The following is a 16,591-nucleotide window of genomic DNA, read 5'->3' as shown; positions in this document are numbered from 1 at the left end:
AGACAGCCGGCTCGGCCGGTGAGAACTACCCGGAGGGCACCTGCCCCAAGCTCAAGCTGCCGGGAGTCCATCTCCAGGTGCCGGCTGGGATCTGGGCCCGTACCGAGGACGTGCACCGCACGATGATCACAACGCATGGCTGTGCTACACCAAACGAATATCGCAACCGATGCTCACCGGGAGGCGAGCAAGGTTCGCATCACCGGTTACCAGGGGGCAGCCTTCAGCCTCGGCCAGCGCCACATAGGCGGCATCGTACGCCTTGATGTTGCCGCGCAATTCCCAGATGCGAGGGAGGAGAGGCCGGATGTCCGCCAGCTCGATCTGGATCTGGGCGAGCGCATCGAAGGCGCTCCGCCCACGAGCTTGGGTAATCAGTTCTTGCCTGACGAGACGGGTGATGACGTGGGCCACTTCGCTCGGCATGTGGCCAGGCGCGATCCAGGCGGGGTCCGTCATGATGGCCTTACGTGCCGCACGGCCGGCTTCTCCATCGTCAGCCAGGGCGTTGATCACGACGGAGGCATCGATCACGAGCACCGGCAGTCTCCAGTGGTGTCCGCAAGTTGCTCTTCCCGCTCGTTCCGTGCCTCGCGGACGAGGTCCGCAGTCCGCCCCGGAGCACCGTGCATGCCGTCGTCGCGCCCCTCGAACTGGGCGATGAGGTCGATGTTGCGGGAACGGCGCGCATCCGCCACCAGGAGGCCCAGCATGTAGGCCTGCGCGGACTGGCCTTTGGCACGGGCTCGCGCTGCGATGGCGTCGGCGATGTCGTCGGGAACATCCCGGATCTGCATGTTCCTAGCCATGCCTTCATTTTACATGCACATGCTCAGCGCGTTCAGAGCCTGCAACCGTGCCCATGACCCGGCCGTCGCGCCAGACGACCGAGATGCGCCGATCGTCCACCCGAATCCAATCCACCAGATCATCGCTCCAAAGCCGTTAGCAGCCAGAGCGGCGCCCCATCCCGGGAACCGACCCCCGTGTGGTTGGTGGCTACTTCCAGCGGAACCGGCGTCTGCAGGGTTTCATCGAACCAGTTCAGAACTAATGCGCATCCGCCAGCGTCCAACGCTTCATGATCAGTGTGACACTCTCCGTGCTGCTGGCCTTCTCCCCGGCGGCAGCGACCGAGATCCCGAAGAACTTCCTCCTGACCGAGCCCGCGGCGCGCACGCCGCTGTCGCAGGGCGACGCCTCCGAGATGGGCTGGCAGATCAGCGACAAGCTCACCAGGCCGCTGGAACTGAACCCCTGCAACCGGCGCCGCGCCGCCGACGCCAGCCGGGTGGCCGCCCGCACCATCACGTACTGGAGCAGCGCGCCCAACAGCTCCTCCGAGCAGTTGATCCTCTACAGCAGCCCCCGGGCCGCGCACGCCGCGCTCACGCAACTGCGCGCCGACGTCAAGAGGTGTGCGCGCACGGGCGATCCGGCGGCGCCGCAGCTGAAGATTCGCTGGCGGACGAGCAAGGTCAGGGTGGGCGACGAGGCAACGGGCATGGGCTACACGACTTGGCAGGACGGCTACGTGAACGAGACGCTCTCGGGCGTCGTCGCCCGCCGGGGAAGCGCCCTGATGATCTACGCGGACACCGCAGCGGTGTACCAGCCCGGCGTTCTGATCAAGAACGCCAAGAAGATGGCCGCCAAGGTGTGCAAGCTTCCCGGAGTCTGCTAGTCGTGTCTGGTTACACGCTGTTGGGGGTTGCCGTTCGGCCTGGCGCCCCCATGACGATCAGTTCCAGAGACCAAGGGCGTCACGCGGTGCCCGACTCGGAGAAGTGTCGGCGTACTGCTGCAGGTGCACAGCAATGTACGAGCGAGCGTACAAGCCGTTGGTTGATCAGCTCCCTGGCATAAGGTCTGGTCGGGGCTGACCTGGGGGTGGACGGCGTGACCGGAGCAGCTGAGGTGCTGTTATCCGCGTACGAGAATCAGTTACGGGGTTTGGTGCCGCAGGAGCTGCCGTGGGGGACCGTAGTCGAGCGGGATGGACCGCTGGTGCGAATCCACTACGGCACTCATGGATCCGTCGATCACGCTGCTCTCGCCTACGGCGACCTGGCGGGACTGATCCGCCGCCAGCAGGAGATCTTCGCCGCCCGGTGCGAACCGATCGAGTGGAAGGTCCACTCCCACAACTCCACCCTGCTCGCCGAATCGCTGCCGTACCCGGTGATCTCGCGACCGTCGACGCCTTAGAGAACGCCGTGGAAGAGGTGCGCAAGGTGTGCCGAACGGCATGGCCCGCAGCGCTAGCGGGGCGCTAAGGCGCCGCTAGTCGGCGGCTAGATACTCCCTTTCGGGCGGTATCAGGATCCGTCCGGACGGAAGGAAATCATGATGAAGAATCTGCTCAAGGCCGCTGTGGTCGGCGCTGCCTTGGTCGCATCAAGTGTTGCGATGGCGCAGCCGGCGATGGCGAGTGACCTCTCGTGGACCTTTGGCGACGGCGCCATCTCCTACCGCGACAGCACGAACAAGTTCTGCGTGCGGGCGTACGACTCCGAGGGCGCCCGCCAGGTTACAGCGACGATTACTCCCACCGGCGGCGGTAGGTCGGTCACTGTCACGGACAAGAACGACTACTACGGCCACTCGGGCGGCACGTGCGTATACCTGAACAGCAGCTACGTCTCGGAGAACACCAGCCTCAGTGTGTCCGCCAAGTCGTACTGGGGCGAGCGCGGCACTTGGGTGGGTCGCGGGAGCAGGACAATCACCACCTGACCAACCTCGCGGCTCCCCCGCACGCCGTGCAGGCGCGCGGGGGAGCCGGCCCGCGTCTGATCCACGCAAGACATGAATGGTTGTCCAATCCTTCCGCAAGGCATGTAAGAAGAACTGCAAGGAGCACCGGCACGACCGCGACTGCAAGCCGGACTGCAAGAAGCGTTCTCACCGCTGTTACAAGCGCTCGTGTCCGAAGGACTGCACCAGCCACGCCGACAAGTGCCCGAAGCGCAGTGGCGGCGGCCTGGTCTTTCGGCAACGCAAGGGCAAGAGCAAGCTCACCCTCCAGTGCCCGCCGGCGCTCCTGGCCTTCCTACGGGCCCATAAGAAGATCCAGGCCGGCGAACGGCTCAAGGCTGGGGATAAGTGGACGGACCATGATCTGGTCTTCACGACGCAGCTCGGCGGTCCGATCGAGCGTACAGAGGACTGGAAGCAGTGGAAGTCCATCCTCAAGCAGGCCGGCGTACGAGACGCCCGAGTCCACGACGCCCGGCACACCGCGGCAACCCTGCTGATCGAGCAAGGTGTCCACATCCGCGTCGTGCAGGAGATTTTCGGCCACACCCGCGTGACGACCACAGAGCGCTACACCCACGTGGCCATCCTTCAGATGAAGGACGCCAGAGATCGCATGGATCAGGCCCTCTGGGGCCGGCCCTGACGGGCAACTGCAACCCAAACTGCAACCCTGATGCCCTCAGAGATCACAAAGGCCCTCTCCCCAACCAAGGGAGAGGGCCTTTCACGTGCGGAGGATCGGGGATTTGAACCCCGGATGGTGTTGCCACCAAACCGCATTAGCAGTGCGGCGCCATAGACCTGACTAGGCGAATCCTCCCGGAAGCCATTGCGGCTCAGCACAGCGTACCGGCCTTCTGGCGAGGCGGCAAAGCGATTGCCCTGCCAGCCTCCACCAAGAGTTATCAACAGCCTGTGGGTAACTGTCTGTGGATGAAGCCCGCCCAGATCGAGGGCGGGCTTTCGCGTTGTGGATAACCACAGGTTAGGCCGGGTTGGCCTCGCCCTCGATCTCGATCTTGACCTTCTTGCCCACCAGCACGCCGCCGGTCTCCAGGGCCTGGTTCCAGGTCAGGCCGAAGTCCTCGCGGTCGAACTCCGTAGTGATCGAGAAGCCCCACACCTGGGCGCCCCAGGGGTTGGTGCCGGCGCCGCCGTACTCGACCGTGAGCGTGACCTCCTTGGTGACGTCACGGATGGTCAGGTCGCCGGCCACGGTGAACTCGTCGCCGGAGTGGCCGAGCACGCGGGCGCTCTTGAAGGTGATCTCCGGGAACTTCTCGGCGGACAGGAAGTCGTCGCTGCGCAGGTGACCGTCGCGGTCGGGCATGCCGGTGTCGATGCTGCCGGTCTTGATCGTGACCTCGGCGGTGGACTCGAGGGGGTTCTCGGCGATCGTGACCGAGCCCGTGAAGGTGCCGAAGTGGCCGCGGACCTTGCTGACCATCATGTGCTTGACCACGAAGCCGATGCGGGTGTGGGCGACGTCCAGGTTGTAGGTGCCGGCGGCGGGGATGGCCAGGGACTCCCAGGTGCGGGTGCTCATCGGGGTTCTCCTCAGAAAGCTTGCGGTGCGGATGTCTGCGGCAACAAATTTCTACATGAGGAATATTCCTCGCGTCAACTATCGTCGGCTAAGGTGTGAACGTGACGAACTTTGACGACTCCCGGCTGACGGCCGTAGGGCTGCTGACCGAGGTGCATGCCGGCCTCATGGCCAGATTCCAGCCGGTGTTCGCTGCTGCGGGGTTGTCGGACATCGACTTCGAGACCGTCATCCGGCTGGCCCGCTCGCCGGGCCAGGCGCTGCGAATGAGTGATCTCGCCGCGCAGACCGGGCTGTCGACCAGCGGCATGACCAGGGTCGTCGATCGGCTCGAACGCGAAGGGCTGGTGAAGCGGAAGGCATGCGCCAGCGATCGCCGGGCGTCCTATGCCGCGCTCACCGACGCCGGGCGCGAGCGGCTGGAGTCGGTGTTGCCGCAGCATCTCCAGGACATCGACGACTACCTCACGAGCTTGCTGAGCGCTGAGGAACTGGAGGCGTTCCTGTGCGGTCTGCGGAAGATCAGGGCTGTAGTACGGCCTTGCGCCACGGCCGGCGCCCAGGAAGCCCAGGAGGCGCCGGAGGCGCTACGCATGCAGGAAGCCGGGGAAGTCCGCGAAACGCCGGCCTCCGCCCCCGCCGCGACCTTCTAGCTCAGGCCCAAGGCCGCCCTGAGCTTGGCCATTCCCCGTGACACCGTGCTCTTGACCGTACCGATGCTGACGCCCAGCGTCCTGGCGATCTCCGGCTCGGTCATGTCCTCGTAATAGCGGAGCACGATGGCCGCCCGCATCCGCTCGGGCAGCGCCTCCAACGCCTGCTCCAGCTGCTCGTGCACGTCCCCCCAGGCGACCGGCTGGGTCGTCGTCATCTCGGGCAGCTCGTCCGAGGGGTACTCCTCTATCTTGCGCCGCCGCCACTGCGAGATGTTGATGTTCACCATCGCCCGCCGCACGTAGCCGTCCAGCGCGCCCCGGTCCTCGATGCGCTCCCAGGCCAGGTACGTCTTGGTCAGCGCGTTCTGCAGCAGGTCCTCCGCGTCCAGCGGGTGCCCGGTGAGCTGGTGAGCCGCGCGCAGCAGCGCAGGACCGCGCGTCCTGACGTACTCGCGGAACTCGTCTTCCCATCCGGTGGTCTGCATCGTGGCCAGAATCGCAGCCTGATGCCCTATAAGGCCTGAACCTGAATTCAGGTTTCGGCCCGCCGACGATAAAGGAAGGTCAAGGTCGGTGGCGGTTTCTCCGCCACCGGATGTCAACACCCTTCCCAGGGGATGCGTATTTTGCTCTCGTCTGTGCCAGTCCGGCGTGAGCCGCCCCCAACTCGTGTGAACCTAGTATCCGACGAGGGAGGGGCGGATGGGCTATCCGAGCGTCGAGCGCCGGCGGGTGCTCGCGGCGGCCGCGCTCGGCCGCGAGTCCGGCGTTCCAGGCCCGGACCCGGGCAGCGGAGAACCTTTACGTGCCGTGGCCGGCGAGATCCTGGACATCAGTCCACATCTGATCATCATCGAGACCGCGGACGGCACGGAGGACCGGCTCGTCATCGCGCCGTGGGCCACCGCCTGGCACGGCGCCGACACCGCCCCCGCCGACCTCCCCACGGGCTCGATGGTCGTGATGCGGACACTGCGCGAGGGGCGCGTGGTCGAGCGGATCTGGGCGGACACCACCCGCATCACCGGGACGATCCTGTCGATCAGCGGGCGCAGGGACCTGACGGTGGAGCTGGACTGCGGACCGCATCGCGGGCACCGGACGATCGTCATCCCCTACCGCGCGTCGGGGCGGCTGCAGGTGCGGCATCCCAAGTTCGAGCCCGGTTACCTGTTCGACGCGATCGGCATCAGGCAGAACGGGACCGGCCTGGCCCTGCTGCCGGCGACCTCGCAGCCCGCCTACCCGGCGCGCGCCGTACCGGCCCCGCCGCCCGCTTACGCAGGCCTTCAGTCGCGCGTCTCCGGCACCGCGACCTGGTCGGACACGTTCGACGAGGAAGAGCGGGGTGCGGCCTATCCCGTGCTGGAGCGCTCTGACGCCGGCTGCCCGCAGGCCGGCACCTCGTGCACGGGCCTGCCGTACCTGGCGATCGGGTCCCTCCTCCAGGTCAGGAACGTCTGCTCCAGCCGCTCCGCCAACGTGCCGGTGGTGTCGTGCGGGTGCGTGGCGGGGCTCTTCTGCGATCGCTGCGTCGAGTGCGACACCTCACCGCGCGGGCGGATCGCCGAGCTGTCGCCGTTCTCCTTTGTGGAACTCGGCGGCGACTTGGTGAAAGGGTGTTTCAACGCTCAGATCGGATTGGGGTGACACGCGTGTTGGAGTCGCAGCTGCCGATTCTGATCGTGCTGCTCGTCATGGGCACGGTGGCCAAGCTCGCCACGGTGCGGTCCGGAGGCGATCCGGGGGGGCTGTCCAGGCTGGGGCCGGCGGTGCTGGTGCCTGAACGCATGCAGGTGCCCGCGTTGCTGATCTGCGCGTTCGGCGAGCTGGTGCTGGCCGCCGGGTTGCTGCTGAGCACCCATCCGATCTTCCGGTGGGCTACGGCCGTGTTCTTCGCGCTGTCCACGTACGTACTGCTGGAGCTGCGCAGGCGGCGGCCCGATGCGGGCTGCGGGTGCTTCGGCGAGGTGAGCTCGGCGCCGGTCGGGCTGCGGTCGATCGGCAGGACGGTGGCGCTGACCGCGATGGCGGGGATGTCGGTGTGGGCGCCGGTGACCGGCTGGGAGGCGGCGGCCCACCCGTCGTGGCTGATGATCGTGGGAGTGGCCGTGCTCGCCGCGCTGTCGCCGGAGATCGAGGAGATGATCGACCGCGTACGGTTCCGCGCGCCGTGCGAACAGCGTCGCGCCCCCGCCGAGTCGGTCACGCTGGTCAGGCTCCGGGCGAGCGGCACCTGGCGGGCCCACCGGGACGAGCTGGCCTCGGCCGAGCCGTACGACAGCTGGCGGGAGCTGTGCTGGCGCTTCTTCGTCTTCCAGAACCACGCTCGGGATGACGTCGTGTTCGCGGTCTATCTCAGCGGGCGGCGCCCGGTGGTGCGGATGGCCGTGGTCAGCGCGGAGGACAGCGGATCTCTGCCGGAATATACGCCAGTATCGGCCTGACGCTATAGAGCCGTAGATTTCCCTCGACAGGCATGGCGATATGGCTCTATTGGGCTGTCTAGCTTCCCCACTAGACAGCCCAATAGAGGTCTAGGGGCGCCGCTCAGACCGGTTGAGCGCGCAGGAACTTCCCGAAGTGCGGCACCGTGAACGCGATCAGGCCGCGCTCGGCGCTGTAGATGAGCCCTTTCTTGATGAGGCTGTCGCGGGCGGGTGAGAGGCTGGACGGCTTTCGCCCGAGGGCGTCGGCCACGTCCGAGGTGGCGACCGGCTCGTCGCCGATCTGTGCCATGGCGTGCATGTAGTCGCGTTCGGCCGGGGTGGCGCGCTCGTAGCGGCTGCCGAAGAACCCCACCGCAAGCTCCTCCTCGGCCTCGGGTGCCGAGACCTTGACGTCGTCGATCGTGATCGGGCTGTGGGGCGCGAGATCCCAGGCGACCTTGCCGTACGCCTGCACGAAGTAGGGATAGCCGTCGGCCGCCTCGTAGAGGGCGTCGAGGGCCTCCTGGGTGAACTCCACCTCCTCCTCACGCGCCGGCAGGATCAGCGCGAGATCGGCAGCCTCCCGGTCGAGCTTGTCGATGCGCGCGTAGCGGAAGAGCCGCTCCGAATAACTCTTGCTGGCCGACAGCACGCTCGGCAGGTGCGGCAGCCCGGCGCCCACGACGATCAGCGGCCCACCCGTCTGCGACAGCTCGTGGCAGGCGGCGCAGAGCGCCGAGACGTCTGCGGCCGGCACGTCCTGCATCTCGTCGATGAACAGCGCGATGCCGACGGCCAGGTCGGTGGCGACGCCAGCGGCGTCGACGAACAGCTCGGTGAGGTCGATCTCCAGGTCACCCGAGTCGGCGCGCCCGCGGCTGGCGGGCACCTCGATGCCGGGTGACCAGTGGGACGTGCCCTTGGCCGCGGCGGGATCGCGCATCGCGAACGCCTTGAGCACGCCGAGGAACTCCTCGATGCGCTCGGGCGCGCGATGGCGCGGGGCCAGCTCGCGGATCGCCATGTGGAGGGCGGCGGCCACGGGCCGCCTGATCGACTGGTCGGGCCGGGCCTCGATCTTGCCCGTGCCCCACAGCCGCTGCATGGCCATGGATTTGAAGGTGTTGAGCAGGACGGTCTTGCCGACGCCCCGCAGGCCGGTGACGACCATGCTGCGCTCGGGACGGCCACGGGCCACCCGCTCGAGCACGACCTCGAACTGCTGCAGCTCTCGATCACGGCCGGCGAGCTCCGGCGGACGCTGTCCGGCGCCGGGGGCGTAGGGGTTTCGCACAGGGTCCACGCTCTCGGACTTTATTGCCGGATATAGCGGCCGTCTTAGATTTGGGAAGAAAGTGCTACGGCGTGTCCGAGCAGGGGCGGTCGCGAGCACCGTCATCGGACACACCCCCTCTCACCAGGCCGAACCCGTGTTCGATTGCGGTATCTAGAACTGTAGCGCGGACTCGAACACCTATGCGATGCTTTCGAGTAAAAGATCTTTGCAACAGTGCGGACCCTTCCGTGCGTCTGGGTGTTGTGGAGTTCGAGGATTTCGTCCGGGCGCGCGGCTCGGCCCTGCTCAGGTACGGCTACGTGCTCACCGGCAACGCCGATGACGCGGCCGACCTGGTGCAGGAGGCGTTGCTCAAGCTGAGCAGCTCATGGCGCAAGGTGCGCAACAAGGACAACCCGGAGTCCTATGTGCGGACCATCATGGCTCGGCAGCACATCAGCTGGTGGCGCAGCAGGCGCAGGGAGCGCGCGACGGACGACCTCCCCGAGGGCTCGTACACCGACGACCACACCTTCGGCGAGCTCTGGAAAGAGCTGGCCACGCTGCCGCGCAGGCAGCGGGTCGTCCTGGTGCTGCGCTACTACGAGGACCTGCCGGACAAGGAGATAGCGGAGATCCTCGGCATCTCCCGAGGAACCGTGCGAAGCCAGGCATTCCACGCGCTCAACGCGCTGCGCATCAAGCCGGCGGTGCTCGAAAGGGGACGGTCATGAGGACAGAGAACGAGCTGGCGGGTGCGCTGCGGGCCGCGGCCGAGCATGCTCCCGGCGAAGGTGATCTGCTGGCGGGCGTCGCCGCACGCCGCCGGCGCAGGACCCGGCGGCGGGTGCGGATGCTCGCCGCCGCGGCCGCCGTGGTGGTGCTGAGCGTGGGGGTCAGGGGCATCGTCCTCTCGGGCGACGGCGAGGTCGACATGGCCACGACCCCACGTCCCGCCGTGACACTTGACCGGCTTCTGAGCAAGCCCGTGCCGGTGGAGAAGCTCTGGCCCGAAGCGGTCTTCACGATGCCCGACAAGAACGCCGACGGCATGCGCTACCACCCGATCACCAGCATCAGCGCCACTGAGGTCCTGCTCCTGGCGAAATCACCGGAGAAGCCGGGCAGGATCGAGGTGTACGACTCCGCCGCCAAGAGGTCCCGCGTGGTCGCCGACATATCCATGCCACGGACCTTCACCGCGCCGACGTTGACCACCGACGGAAAGAACGTCGCCTGGCATTCCTACGGCACGAGCAACGGACAGCCGATGCGGGAAATCTGGACGGTCCCGCTGACCGGCGGCAAGGCCAGGCCGGTCACCACGCTGTACGGCGACCAGGCCGGCATCAGCGCGATCGCGATCGACGGGGACCAGATCATCTGGTCGGGATGGGCCAGCCGCGCTGGTCAGCTGCCCGGTACGTGGCGCATCCCCCTCGCGGGCGGCGCCCCTGAGCGGATCCCCACCGGGGAGGAGCTGTACCTGGTCACGTGGCCGTGGGCGAGCAACGCGCTCCCGGGTGCCTCCAATGACGACCGCAACCAGACCAAGGTCGTCGATCTGAGATCCGGATCCACGATCGACGTCACCGTCCGGCCCGGGACCAAGGGGCTGCGCTGTGGGCCTCGCTGGTGCTTCGGCCGTGACGGGACGGGCGGTTTCCTCCAGCGGATCGACGGTTCCATGACGCGAGGCCTCGACGGTTTCGGCGATCCGAAGCCGATCTCGATGCCGCCGATCCTCGACCGGTTCGTGGCTCTCAAGAATGGGGTCTACGACACCGAGACCGGCCGATCGGCCGCGATCAGCGGCAGGGGGATCTCCCTCGGCATGCTTGCTCAGCCCAGCACGGTCATCTACTGGGCGGGCAAGCCCGGCACGTACCGCGTGCTCAACTTGGCAGCCGTCCCGCCCGCGCAATAGCGTTCAGACCATGCGGACCTTCGTGAACATTCAGGAGCTCAAGGCGGCCGTCGGCGAGAAGGTCGGCCCGACCGAGTGGCGCACCGTCACCCAGGAACAGGTCAACCTCTTCGCCGACGCCACCGACGACCACCAGTGGATCCACGTGGACGTGGAGCGCGCGAAGGAGGGGCCGTTCGGCGGCCCGATCGCCCACGGCTATTTGACCCTTTCGCTGCTGCCCTCCTTCATGGACGAGATGGTCGAGGTGCAGGGAATCGCGATGGGCGTCAACTATGGACTCAACAAGGTCCGCTTCCCCCGGCCGGTGCCCGTCGGCGCGCGCATCAGGGCCGTAGGCGAGCTCATCGACGTCAAGGGGACGCCGGCCGGCTACCTGTCCAACCTGAAAATATCGGTCGAGGTCGAGGGCGAGAAGCGCGCGGCCTGCATCGCCGAGACGCTCAGCCTCTACGTCCCCGCCCCCACCGAGTGATCATGTTTCACGTGCAACACTGACGCGCGCTCATCGATCCCTATCGCCGCGGTCACACAATGATCGCCACGATGGCCACGACGGCGAGCAGCGCAAGGTAGGCCAGCACGAGCCGGGTGTCCCTGAGCAGGCATTTGCTCCGGGTCAATCCGGCTCGACGCGCCTTCCAGTAACCGGCGAACCCCAGCGCCGCGAACCCCAGCACCGCCCACGGCCCCAGCAGCCAGGCCAGCAGCGCCACGGTCGCGTACACGCACAGCCGGAGCGGATCGTACGGCTGGGCCTTCACCGGGCCACCGCCGACAGCCGCTGCCGGGAGAGCTGCGGCCAGGCCTGCACGGCGCAGAACGGCGCGCACTGGTCCTGCTCGGCGCGCGTGCCCACGTGCACGCAGCACTGCGTGAGCCGCTCCTCGATCATCGTCGAGATGTCCATGAACGGCTTGACCGTGATGCGCACCACCCGCTCCCCCAGCATCCTGCGCAGCTTGCGCCGCCTGCCGGGCAGCGCCGACGAGGCCAGGGTGAGGAGCGTGGAGATGCCGAGGTCGCAGTTCTCGCAGATGTCCCGCCACAGGTCGCCGATCTGCGGGTGCGACAGTGACGACTGCTCCGACAGCAGGCCGAGCAGGGACTCCTGGACGGCCAGCCGCAGCTCGCGCGGGATCTCGGAGTCGGCGATGCGGTTGGAGACCAGGCCGAGGTTCTCCTTGAGGCGGTCGTGGCCGATCAGCGCGGTCAGGGAGCGCCACTGGCGGGCGTCGTCGCGGATCAGGTAGCCGACCGAGCAGCAGTGGGGATGGGAGCAGGGCAGGGCGGTCAGGTCGCGCCAGGTCACCAGGCCGCCGGTCTGCGGGCCGAGGCGCTTGAGGACGCCGGTGTGGGTGAGCCGGTTCGCCGGGTCGATGACGCCCGACCTGCCCGAGCCGAACTGGGGTTGCAGGGAGACGCCGCCGACGTACGGGGTGTCGAGCGCGAGGCGTACGACGTCGCCGATCTCGCCGTCGTTGACGCCCAGCGCGGCCGTCATGACGAGGGTGGTGAAGATCTCGCGTTCCGACAGGCGCTGTACGGCCTGCGTCTTGAACTGCCGCAGGTCGCCGCCCCGGTGGTGTTTTGAGGCGTGGGCCGATGAGCCGTCGTACTGCAGATAGACCTCGACGCGCTCCCTGTGCTCGGTGAGGAGATCGAGGAGGGAGTCGTCCCTGGCGAGGAGGACGCCGTTGGTGTTGATCAGGATGCGGGTGATCGGGCGCTCTTCGAGCTCGGCGAGAAGGGTTTTGAGCTCGGGGTGGAGGGTGGGCTCGCCGCCGCTCAGCATGAGGACGTCGAGCTTGCCGTTCTCCCTTTTGAGGCGCTGGTCCACGTTCGCGAGGATGTCGGGGACGGGGACGACGCCGGCCAGGTCAGGGCTGCTGTCGGCGAAGCAGGTGGGGCAGCGCAGGTTGCAGGTCTCGGCGATGTCCTCCAGGAGAATGCAGGTGTGCTGGGTCTGCATCTCGGGGAGGCCTTGGAGGTAGGCGAGGGGGATCGGAGCGAAGTTCCCGGATAGGTCTGGGATGTGCTGCTTTGTGGGGGCGGTCCATTCCTCCAGGTATTTGAGGATTTCTGGATCTTCGTCATACAAAGTCCGGATCAGTCCGTGTTCGCGGCAGCCGCGTTCCAGCCAGACCTGACCGTCGCGTTCGGCCAGATAGCCGCTCAGCCGCTCGACCCGGTCGAGGTCGCGGCCATGGCAGCGCGGGCAGAACGCGTTGACGTACCTGAGAATCCGGTCGGCCCGTAGACCCATCCCTGCACTCATATCAGGACCTTCCGCTGGAAGAGGGGATCGTAGTAGCCGCGCCGCCAGCCGTACCCGAGCCTGAGCGCGAGCAGCAGCACGCCCGGGATCAGGAACCACTGCGGGCCGGTCAGGTCGAGCCAGAGCGTCTCGTTGGCCCTGGTGAACTCGACGAGGAAGCGGAAGGCGGCGTACCCGGCGAGGTAGAGCGTCAACAACTCCCCCGGCTGGGTGAGCCGCTTGCGGGCCCAGCCGAGCGCGGCGTACGCGGCGAGGTGGAAAATGATCTCGTAGACGAACGACGGGTGCATGGCCTGGCCTGCCAGGCAGCCGGGGCATTCGGGGGTGGTGGCGGCGGCGTGCACGCCCCAGGGCAGGTCCGTGGGCCTTCCCGGCGCCTCGGTCAGGTGGCAGCCGATCCTGCCGACCGCCATGCCGAGCGCCACGGCCGGGGCGAACAGGTCGCCGGTGCGCTCCTTGTAGCCGATGATCTTTTTCGCGATCAGCACGCCCACGTAGGCGCCGGTCAGGCCGCCGAGGATGCTGCGGGAGCCGTACAGCCAGAGGTCCTTGAGGTCGAGCGTCTCGAGCCAGCCCGCCAGGCGCATGCCGATGGCCCCGCCGACCAGGGCGCCGGTGACGGCTATCAGCGACTGCTCAGTGAGGGCTTCGCGTTTTCTGGCCTCGCGTACGAAGACGACGGAGGCCACGAAGACGCCCAGGCCGACGAATATCTCGTGGAGGGGCATGGTGTCAGCCGTACAGGCCCGGGTTGAGGCCGGTGCAGAGACCGGCGGACAGGATCGACCAGAGCGCCCATCCGATCATGAGACCGAGGCCCAGGCCCTTGGACCAGGATTGGCGTATGAACAGCAGGCCGATGCCGGCGCCCAGGCCGATGAGAACGAGCACCGCGGCGCCGACCGCTACGTAGGCGGTGCCGGCGCCGTTGGCGTCCATGGCGGCTACGAAGATGAAGAAGCCGACGATGGCGTTGATGACGCTGTAGAGGGCCAGGCCGGCGCACATCAGGCCGATGAGCAGGCCTGTGGAATTGCCGGTGGGCGGGGGTGGCGGCGGCCCGTACCCTGACCCGGCCCCATACCTGTACCCCGCCGGGCCGTGTGGCGGTTGCTGCGCGTATGGCGGCTGCTGACCGTATGGCGGCTGCTGACCGTACGGCGGCTGCTGACCGTACGGCGGCTGCTGACCAGGTGCGGGCTCACCCTGGGACGGCTGCCCGTGCCCTGCCTGCCTTGGAGGGAACTGCTCGGGATTGCCCGGGTCCTGCGGTGGTGGCGCGGTCATTGATCGGCTACCTCCAAGTCGTCGTCGTCAGACTAGGAGCCGCCAATTGACGTCCGATCAAAGCGTCCATCATCTGTACATCTCGGGATTGAGCCCCGTGCAGTATCCAGCCGACACGATCGAGGCCAGCGTCCACCCGATCATCAGCCCCAGTCCCACCCCCACCGACCACGGCTTTCGCAGCAGTACGAGCGTCAGCCCGGCGCCGAGGCCCAACAGTGCCAGGAATCCGGCCGCGACCGCGATCGCCACCGTCGTCGTCTCCAGGCTGACCACGGCCAGACCCACGGCCAGATTGATGACGAGATAGCCGAAGATCGAAGTGCAGGCCAGCCCGATGATCAGCCCTGTCTGGCGAGGTGGCTCGGAGGAGGGCGGTGGCGAGGGCGGCATGGTCACGCCGCTCACATTACGGCTCTAAGCGCCTTCAGAGTAGTAGATCGCCGCCTGCACCCGGCTCTTCAGTCCCAGCTTGTTGAGCACCCGGCTGACATGCGTCTTCGTCGTGGCCTCCGCCATGTCCAGCTCCTTGGCGATGTCGGCGTTGGACATCCCGCGTCCGATGCAGGCCAGCACCTCCCTCTCCCGAGGTGTCAAACTCCCCACATCACCCTCCGGCCCTCTGCGCGGCGCCTGCTCGGCGAATGCCGCGATCAACTTCCGCGTGACCCCGGGCGAGATCATCCCGTCCCCTTGCGCCACCAGTCGCACGGCCTCGACGAGCGCGTCGGCGTCGGTGTTCTTCAGCAGGAAGCCGGCCGCGCCTGCCCTCAGGGCGCCGAAAACGTACTCGTCGACGTCGAACGTCGTAAGGATCAGCACATCGCTGACCCCCGCCAGCTCCCTGGTGGCGGAGATGCCGTCGAGGCGCGGCATGCGTACGTCCATCAACACCACATCCGGCCGCAGCTCCCGGGCCAGGGCCACGGCCTCCTCCCCATCACCCGCCTCGCCGACGACCTCGATGTCCGCCACGCCGTCGAGGATCAACACGATCCCTGCCCTGACCGCCGCATGATCGTCGGCTATCAGCACCCTGATGGTCACCGTCCTGCCTCCAGCACTCGCAACGCCGTACGTGTAACCCTCATCGCCGACGCGAGCCAACCGGTCCGGGGACCGATCGATCCACATCAGCAGCCTTGGGAGTCAAAGACGGGGACGGGGACGGGGAAGTAGGCAGCACGGCCAGCACCCGCCACCCGCCACCGCCCCTCGCCCTAGGTCCGGCTTGAAGTTCTCGACCCCCGGCCTCGACGGAACCCTGAGGCCCGGCCTCGAACGAACCCCCGACCAGCGAGGCCCGCTCCCGCATGCCGATCAACCCGGCCCCCGCCCCAGGCAACCGCGCCCCGCGCTCGCTCACCGCGTTCTCGACACTCACCACAACCTGCGCAGGCTCGTACGAGACGACGACGTCGACCGGCGAGTCCCCATGCTTGAGCGCGTTGGTGAGCGCCTCCTGCAGAATCCGATAGCCGGCCAGGTCAACCGAGGCGGGCAGCTCGCAAGCCTCCCCTTCGACACGGAACTCCGCGACCAGCCCCGCGCGCCGTACCCTCTCGACCAAGGTTTCGGCGTCGGCCAGCCGCGGCCGAGTCGCCTCGGGCTCATCCCCTTCCTGCCGCAACAGCCCGATCATGGACCGCATCTCGGCCAGCCCCTTCACGCTGTTCTCGCGTACGGATTCCATGACCTTCCGCACCGTCGCCGGGTCGAGATCCTTACGAGAGAGCGCGGCCGTGGACTGGATGGCGATCGCGCTGAAGTGATTGGCGATCATGTCGTGGAGCTCGCGAGCCATCCGCGTACGCTCGGCCGCGATGGCCGCCTGCCGATCGAGCTCCGCAAGATGGGCCACCTGCTCGGCCCGCACCCGCTCGACCGCCGCCCGATCCCGCTGCTCCCGCAGGACCAGAGCAGTGGTAACGGGCGTGACCAGCACCAACGCGGCCTGCACCCCCATCACGGCCAGCATCCGCCAATCCGCCGCGATGAACCCGGCCACCGCCCCACCGGCAACCGCCAGCGCAGCGGTGACGCTGAGCAGCACCCGAGCAAGCCCGGCCGGCCCGTAGAGCGCGGCGGCGTAGAGATTGTCGGTGAACACGAGAACGGTCCCCAGGGACGGCCCCACGAACCCGTCCAAGGTGATCCCGATCACCCCGAGCCCCAGGCAGACGAGTGGGGCCCGCTGCCGTACCAACACCGCCGCACAGGTGATCGCCAACGGCACGACGAGCACCCACGCGGGCACATCGCGCTCGAGGTGAGCCCGGCCCGCGATCAGCACCACGCCGACCGCGAAGGCCACCCCGGCCCCTAACACCTCCCGCTTCATCTGAATTGTGGCGCGGAGACTCGGTTCTTCAGGACCGGGACGAAACGCCACCCCTCCTTTCGAAAACAGTATGGAAAAGCTCGGTAACAGT

Annotated in this window: 23 protein-coding genes and 1 tRNA gene; 11 read left to right on the top strand and 13 right to left on the bottom strand. The window is 67.5% G+C overall.

The genetic code is table 11. The features are described 5' to 3' along the window. Positions 1–144 precede the first annotated feature (144 nt). Both ACTMTI_RS06340 and ACTMTI_RS06335 read right to left on the bottom strand, forming a co-directional pair. Entirely contained in the window at positions 145–540 is a 396-nt protein-coding gene (locus tag ACTMTI_RS06340) for a type II toxin-antitoxin system VapC family toxin (RefSeq protein ID WP_441118712.1), read from the bottom strand. Further along, positions 531–809 (bottom strand): hypothetical protein, encoded by a 279-nt coding sequence (locus ACTMTI_RS06335; RefSeq protein WP_441118711.1) that lies wholly within the window; start codon positions 807–809, stop codon positions 531–533. The genes ACTMTI_RS06340 and ACTMTI_RS06335 overlap by 10 nt, the downstream gene beginning before the upstream one ends. Positions 810–1,081: 272 nt before the next feature. On the opposite strand from ACTMTI_RS06335, the gene ACTMTI_RS06330 reads away from it, so the two are divergent. The 4 genes from ACTMTI_RS06330 (at position 1,082) to ACTMTI_RS06315 (ending at position 3,403) form a co-directional block, all read left to right on the top strand. After that, positions 1,082–1,684 carry a hypothetical protein gene (locus ACTMTI_RS06330; RefSeq protein ID WP_441118709.1) on the top strand — a complete coding sequence of 201 codons (603 nt, stop codon included), beginning with the start codon at positions 1,082–1,084 and terminating at the stop codon, positions 1,682–1,684. Between the two features lie 215 nt (positions 1,685–1,899). Continuing rightward, the gene (locus ACTMTI_RS06325; protein WP_441118708.1) at positions 1,900–2,208 is read left to right on the top strand and encodes a hypothetical protein; all 309 of its coding nucleotides are present in this window, start codon (positions 1,900–1,902) and stop codon (positions 2,206–2,208) included. Positions 2,209–2,346: 138 nt separating this feature from the next. Further along, entirely contained in the window at positions 2,347–2,736 is a 390-nt protein-coding gene (locus ACTMTI_RS06320; RefSeq protein ID WP_441118706.1) for a hypothetical protein, read from the top strand. A 76-nt stretch (positions 2,737–2,812) separates the two neighbouring features. After that, the gene (locus ACTMTI_RS06315) at positions 2,813–3,403 is read left to right on the top strand and encodes a tyrosine-type recombinase/integrase (protein WP_441118705.1); all 591 of its coding nucleotides are present in this window, start codon (positions 2,813–2,815) and stop codon (positions 3,401–3,403) included. 88 nt (positions 3,404–3,491) lie between these two features. Here the strand turns inward: ACTMTI_RS06315 and ACTMTI_RS06310 are convergent. Both ACTMTI_RS06310 and ACTMTI_RS06305 read right to left on the bottom strand, forming a co-directional pair. Then, positions 3,492–3,580 (bottom strand) — tRNA-Ser (locus tag ACTMTI_RS06310). Positions 3,581–3,745: 165 nt separating this feature from the next. Next, positions 3,746–4,306 carry a YceI family protein gene (locus ACTMTI_RS06305; RefSeq protein ID WP_441118704.1) on the bottom strand — a complete coding sequence of 187 codons (561 nt, stop codon included), beginning with the start codon at positions 4,304–4,306 and terminating at the stop codon, positions 3,746–3,748. A 101-nt stretch (positions 4,307–4,407) separates the two neighbouring features. Between ACTMTI_RS06305 and ACTMTI_RS06300 the strand changes: the two genes are divergently transcribed. Continuing rightward, a complete protein-coding gene (locus ACTMTI_RS06300; protein WP_441118702.1) occupies positions 4,408–4,959 on the top strand; it encodes a MarR family winged helix-turn-helix transcriptional regulator in 552 nt (183 codons plus the stop codon). Here the strand turns inward: ACTMTI_RS06300 and ACTMTI_RS06295 are convergent. Continuing rightward, a complete protein-coding gene (locus ACTMTI_RS06295) occupies positions 4,956–5,447 on the bottom strand; it encodes a SigE family RNA polymerase sigma factor (RefSeq protein WP_441118701.1) in 492 nt (163 codons plus the stop codon). The genes ACTMTI_RS06300 and ACTMTI_RS06295 overlap by 4 nt on opposite strands. A 217-nt stretch (positions 5,448–5,664) precedes the next feature. Here ACTMTI_RS06295 and ACTMTI_RS06290 point away from each other — a divergent pair, with 217 nt between their 5' ends. Together ACTMTI_RS06290 and ACTMTI_RS06285 are read left to right on the top strand one after the other, a co-directional pair. Beyond that, positions 5,665–6,612 (top strand): hypothetical protein, encoded by a 948-nt coding sequence (locus ACTMTI_RS06290; RefSeq protein WP_441118699.1) that lies wholly within the window; start codon positions 5,665–5,667, stop codon positions 6,610–6,612. A gap of 5 nt (positions 6,613–6,617) precedes the next feature. Then, on the top strand, positions 6,618–7,409 hold the full coding sequence (locus ACTMTI_RS06285; RefSeq protein WP_441118698.1) for a MauE/DoxX family redox-associated membrane protein: 792 nt from the start codon (positions 6,618–6,620) through the stop codon (positions 7,407–7,409). Positions 7,410–7,512: 103 nt separating this feature from the next. On the opposite strand, the gene ACTMTI_RS06280 is transcribed toward ACTMTI_RS06285, so the two are convergent. Beyond that, a complete protein-coding gene (locus tag ACTMTI_RS06280; RefSeq protein ID WP_441118696.1) occupies positions 7,513–8,694 on the bottom strand; it encodes an AAA family ATPase in 1,182 nt (393 codons plus the stop codon). 221 nt (positions 8,695–8,915) lie between these two features. Here ACTMTI_RS06280 and ACTMTI_RS06275 point away from each other — a divergent pair, with 221 nt between their 5' ends. The 3 genes from ACTMTI_RS06275 to ACTMTI_RS06265 are packed head-to-tail and all read left to right on the top strand — an operon-like array spanning position 8,916 to position 11,069. Then, positions 8,916–9,401 carry a SigE family RNA polymerase sigma factor gene (locus ACTMTI_RS06275; protein WP_441118694.1) on the top strand — a complete coding sequence of 162 codons (486 nt, stop codon included), beginning with the start codon at positions 8,916–8,918 and terminating at the stop codon, positions 9,399–9,401. Next, positions 9,398–10,594 carry a TolB family protein gene (locus ACTMTI_RS06270; protein WP_441118693.1) on the top strand — a complete coding sequence of 399 codons (1,197 nt, stop codon included), beginning with the start codon at positions 9,398–9,400 and terminating at the stop codon, positions 10,592–10,594. The genes ACTMTI_RS06275 and ACTMTI_RS06270 overlap by 4 nt, the downstream gene beginning before the upstream one ends. Positions 10,595–10,604: 10 nt before the next feature. After that, entirely contained in the window at positions 10,605–11,069 is a 465-nt protein-coding gene (locus tag ACTMTI_RS06265) for a MaoC family dehydratase (protein ID WP_441118691.1), read from the top strand. Positions 11,070–11,121: 52 nt separating this feature from the next. On the opposite strand, the gene ACTMTI_RS06260 is transcribed toward ACTMTI_RS06265, so the two are convergent. Genes ACTMTI_RS06260 through ACTMTI_RS06245 form a run of 4 tightly spaced genes read right to left on the bottom strand, consistent with a single transcriptional unit; the run spans position 11,122 to position 13,880 of the window. After that, positions 11,122–11,358, bottom strand: a complete 237-nt coding sequence (locus ACTMTI_RS06260; RefSeq protein ID WP_441118690.1) for a hypothetical protein — start codon at positions 11,356–11,358, stop codon at positions 11,122–11,124. Beyond that, positions 11,355–12,872, bottom strand: a complete 1,518-nt coding sequence (locus ACTMTI_RS06255) for a radical SAM protein (protein WP_441118689.1) — start codon at positions 12,870–12,872, stop codon at positions 11,355–11,357. The genes ACTMTI_RS06260 and ACTMTI_RS06255 overlap by 4 nt, the downstream gene beginning before the upstream one ends. Beyond that, positions 12,869–13,600, bottom strand: coding sequence for a prolipoprotein diacylglyceryl transferase (locus ACTMTI_RS06250; protein ID WP_441118688.1), 732 nt, complete (start codon positions 13,598–13,600; stop codon positions 12,869–12,871). Before ACTMTI_RS06250 ends, ACTMTI_RS06255 begins: the two co-directional genes overlap by 4 nt. A 4-nt stretch (positions 13,601–13,604) precedes the next feature. Continuing rightward, a complete protein-coding gene (locus ACTMTI_RS06245) occupies positions 13,605–13,880 on the bottom strand; it encodes a hypothetical protein (protein WP_441118687.1) in 276 nt (91 codons plus the stop codon). 93 nt (positions 13,881–13,973) lie between these two features. Here ACTMTI_RS06245 and ACTMTI_RS06240 point away from each other — a divergent pair, with 93 nt between their 5' ends. Continuing rightward, on the top strand, positions 13,974–14,162 hold the full coding sequence (locus tag ACTMTI_RS06240; RefSeq protein ID WP_441118686.1) for a hypothetical protein: 189 nt from the start codon (positions 13,974–13,976) through the stop codon (positions 14,160–14,162). Positions 14,163–14,228: 66 nt separating this feature from the next. Here the strand turns inward: ACTMTI_RS06240 and ACTMTI_RS06235 are convergent, their stop codons facing one another. The 3 genes from ACTMTI_RS06235 to ACTMTI_RS06225 are packed head-to-tail and all read right to left on the bottom strand — an operon-like array spanning position 14,229 to position 16,500. Further along, on the bottom strand, positions 14,229–14,558 hold the full coding sequence (locus ACTMTI_RS06235; RefSeq protein ID WP_441118685.1) for a hypothetical protein: 330 nt from the start codon (positions 14,556–14,558) through the stop codon (positions 14,229–14,231). A gap of 18 nt (positions 14,559–14,576) precedes the next feature. Next, a complete protein-coding gene (locus ACTMTI_RS06230) occupies positions 14,577–15,206 on the bottom strand; it encodes a response regulator (RefSeq protein WP_441118683.1) in 630 nt (209 codons plus the stop codon). 40 nt (positions 15,207–15,246) lie between these two features. Further along, entirely contained in the window at positions 15,247–16,500 is a 1,254-nt protein-coding gene (locus ACTMTI_RS06225) for a sensor histidine kinase (protein WP_441118681.1), read from the bottom strand. Positions 16,501–16,591 lie beyond the last annotated feature (91 nt).

The organism is Nonomuraea sp. H19 (assembly GCF_052068215.1).
In the GTDB taxonomy this organism is placed as follows: Bacteria; Actinomycetota; Actinomycetes; order Streptosporangiales; family Streptosporangiaceae; genus Nonomuraea.
This window is presented reverse-complemented; position numbering and strand designations above follow the sequence as displayed.

Excerpts from the sequence above, each read along its gene's own strand:
- ACTMTI_RS06335 (WP_441118711.1), bottom strand. The coding sequence starts at position 809 with ATGGCTAGGAACATGCAGATCCGGGATGTTCCCGACGACATCGCCGAC.
- ACTMTI_RS06330 (WP_441118709.1), top strand. The coding sequence starts at position 1,082 with ATGATCAGTGTGACACTCTCCGTGCTGCTGGCCTTCTCCCCGGCGGCA.
- ACTMTI_RS06320 (WP_441118706.1), top strand. The coding sequence starts at position 2,347 with ATGATGAAGAATCTGCTCAAGGCCGCTGTGGTCGGCGCTGCCTTGGTC.
- ACTMTI_RS06315 (WP_441118705.1), top strand. The coding sequence starts at position 2,813 with ATGGTTGTCCAATCCTTCCGCAAGGCATGTAAGAAGAACTGCAAGGAG.
- ACTMTI_RS06305 (WP_441118704.1), bottom strand. The coding sequence starts at position 4,306 with ATGAGCACCCGCACCTGGGAGTCCCTGGCCATCCCCGCCGCCGGCACC.
- ACTMTI_RS06295 (WP_441118701.1), bottom strand. The coding sequence starts at position 5,447 with ATGCAGACCACCGGATGGGAAGACGAGTTCCGCGAGTACGTCAGGACG.
- ACTMTI_RS06290 (WP_441118699.1), top strand. The coding sequence starts at position 5,665 with ATGGGCTATCCGAGCGTCGAGCGCCGGCGGGTGCTCGCGGCGGCCGCG.
- ACTMTI_RS06270 (WP_441118693.1), top strand. The coding sequence starts at position 9,398 with ATGAGGACAGAGAACGAGCTGGCGGGTGCGCTGCGGGCCGCGGCCGAG.
- ACTMTI_RS06265 (WP_441118691.1), top strand. The coding sequence starts at position 10,605 with ATGCGGACCTTCGTGAACATTCAGGAGCTCAAGGCGGCCGTCGGCGAG.
- ACTMTI_RS06255 (WP_441118689.1), bottom strand. The coding sequence starts at position 12,872 with ATGAGTGCAGGGATGGGTCTACGGGCCGACCGGATTCTCAGGTACGTC.
- ACTMTI_RS06250 (WP_441118688.1), bottom strand. The coding sequence starts at position 13,600 with ATGCCCCTCCACGAGATATTCGTCGGCCTGGGCGTCTTCGTGGCCTCC.
- ACTMTI_RS06245 (WP_441118687.1), bottom strand. The coding sequence starts at position 13,880 with ATGTGCGCCGGCCTGGCCCTCTACAGCGTCATCAACGCCATCGTCGGC.
- ACTMTI_RS06225 (WP_441118681.1), bottom strand. The coding sequence starts at position 16,500 with ATGAAGCGGGAGGTGTTAGGGGCCGGGGTGGCCTTCGCGGTCGGCGTG.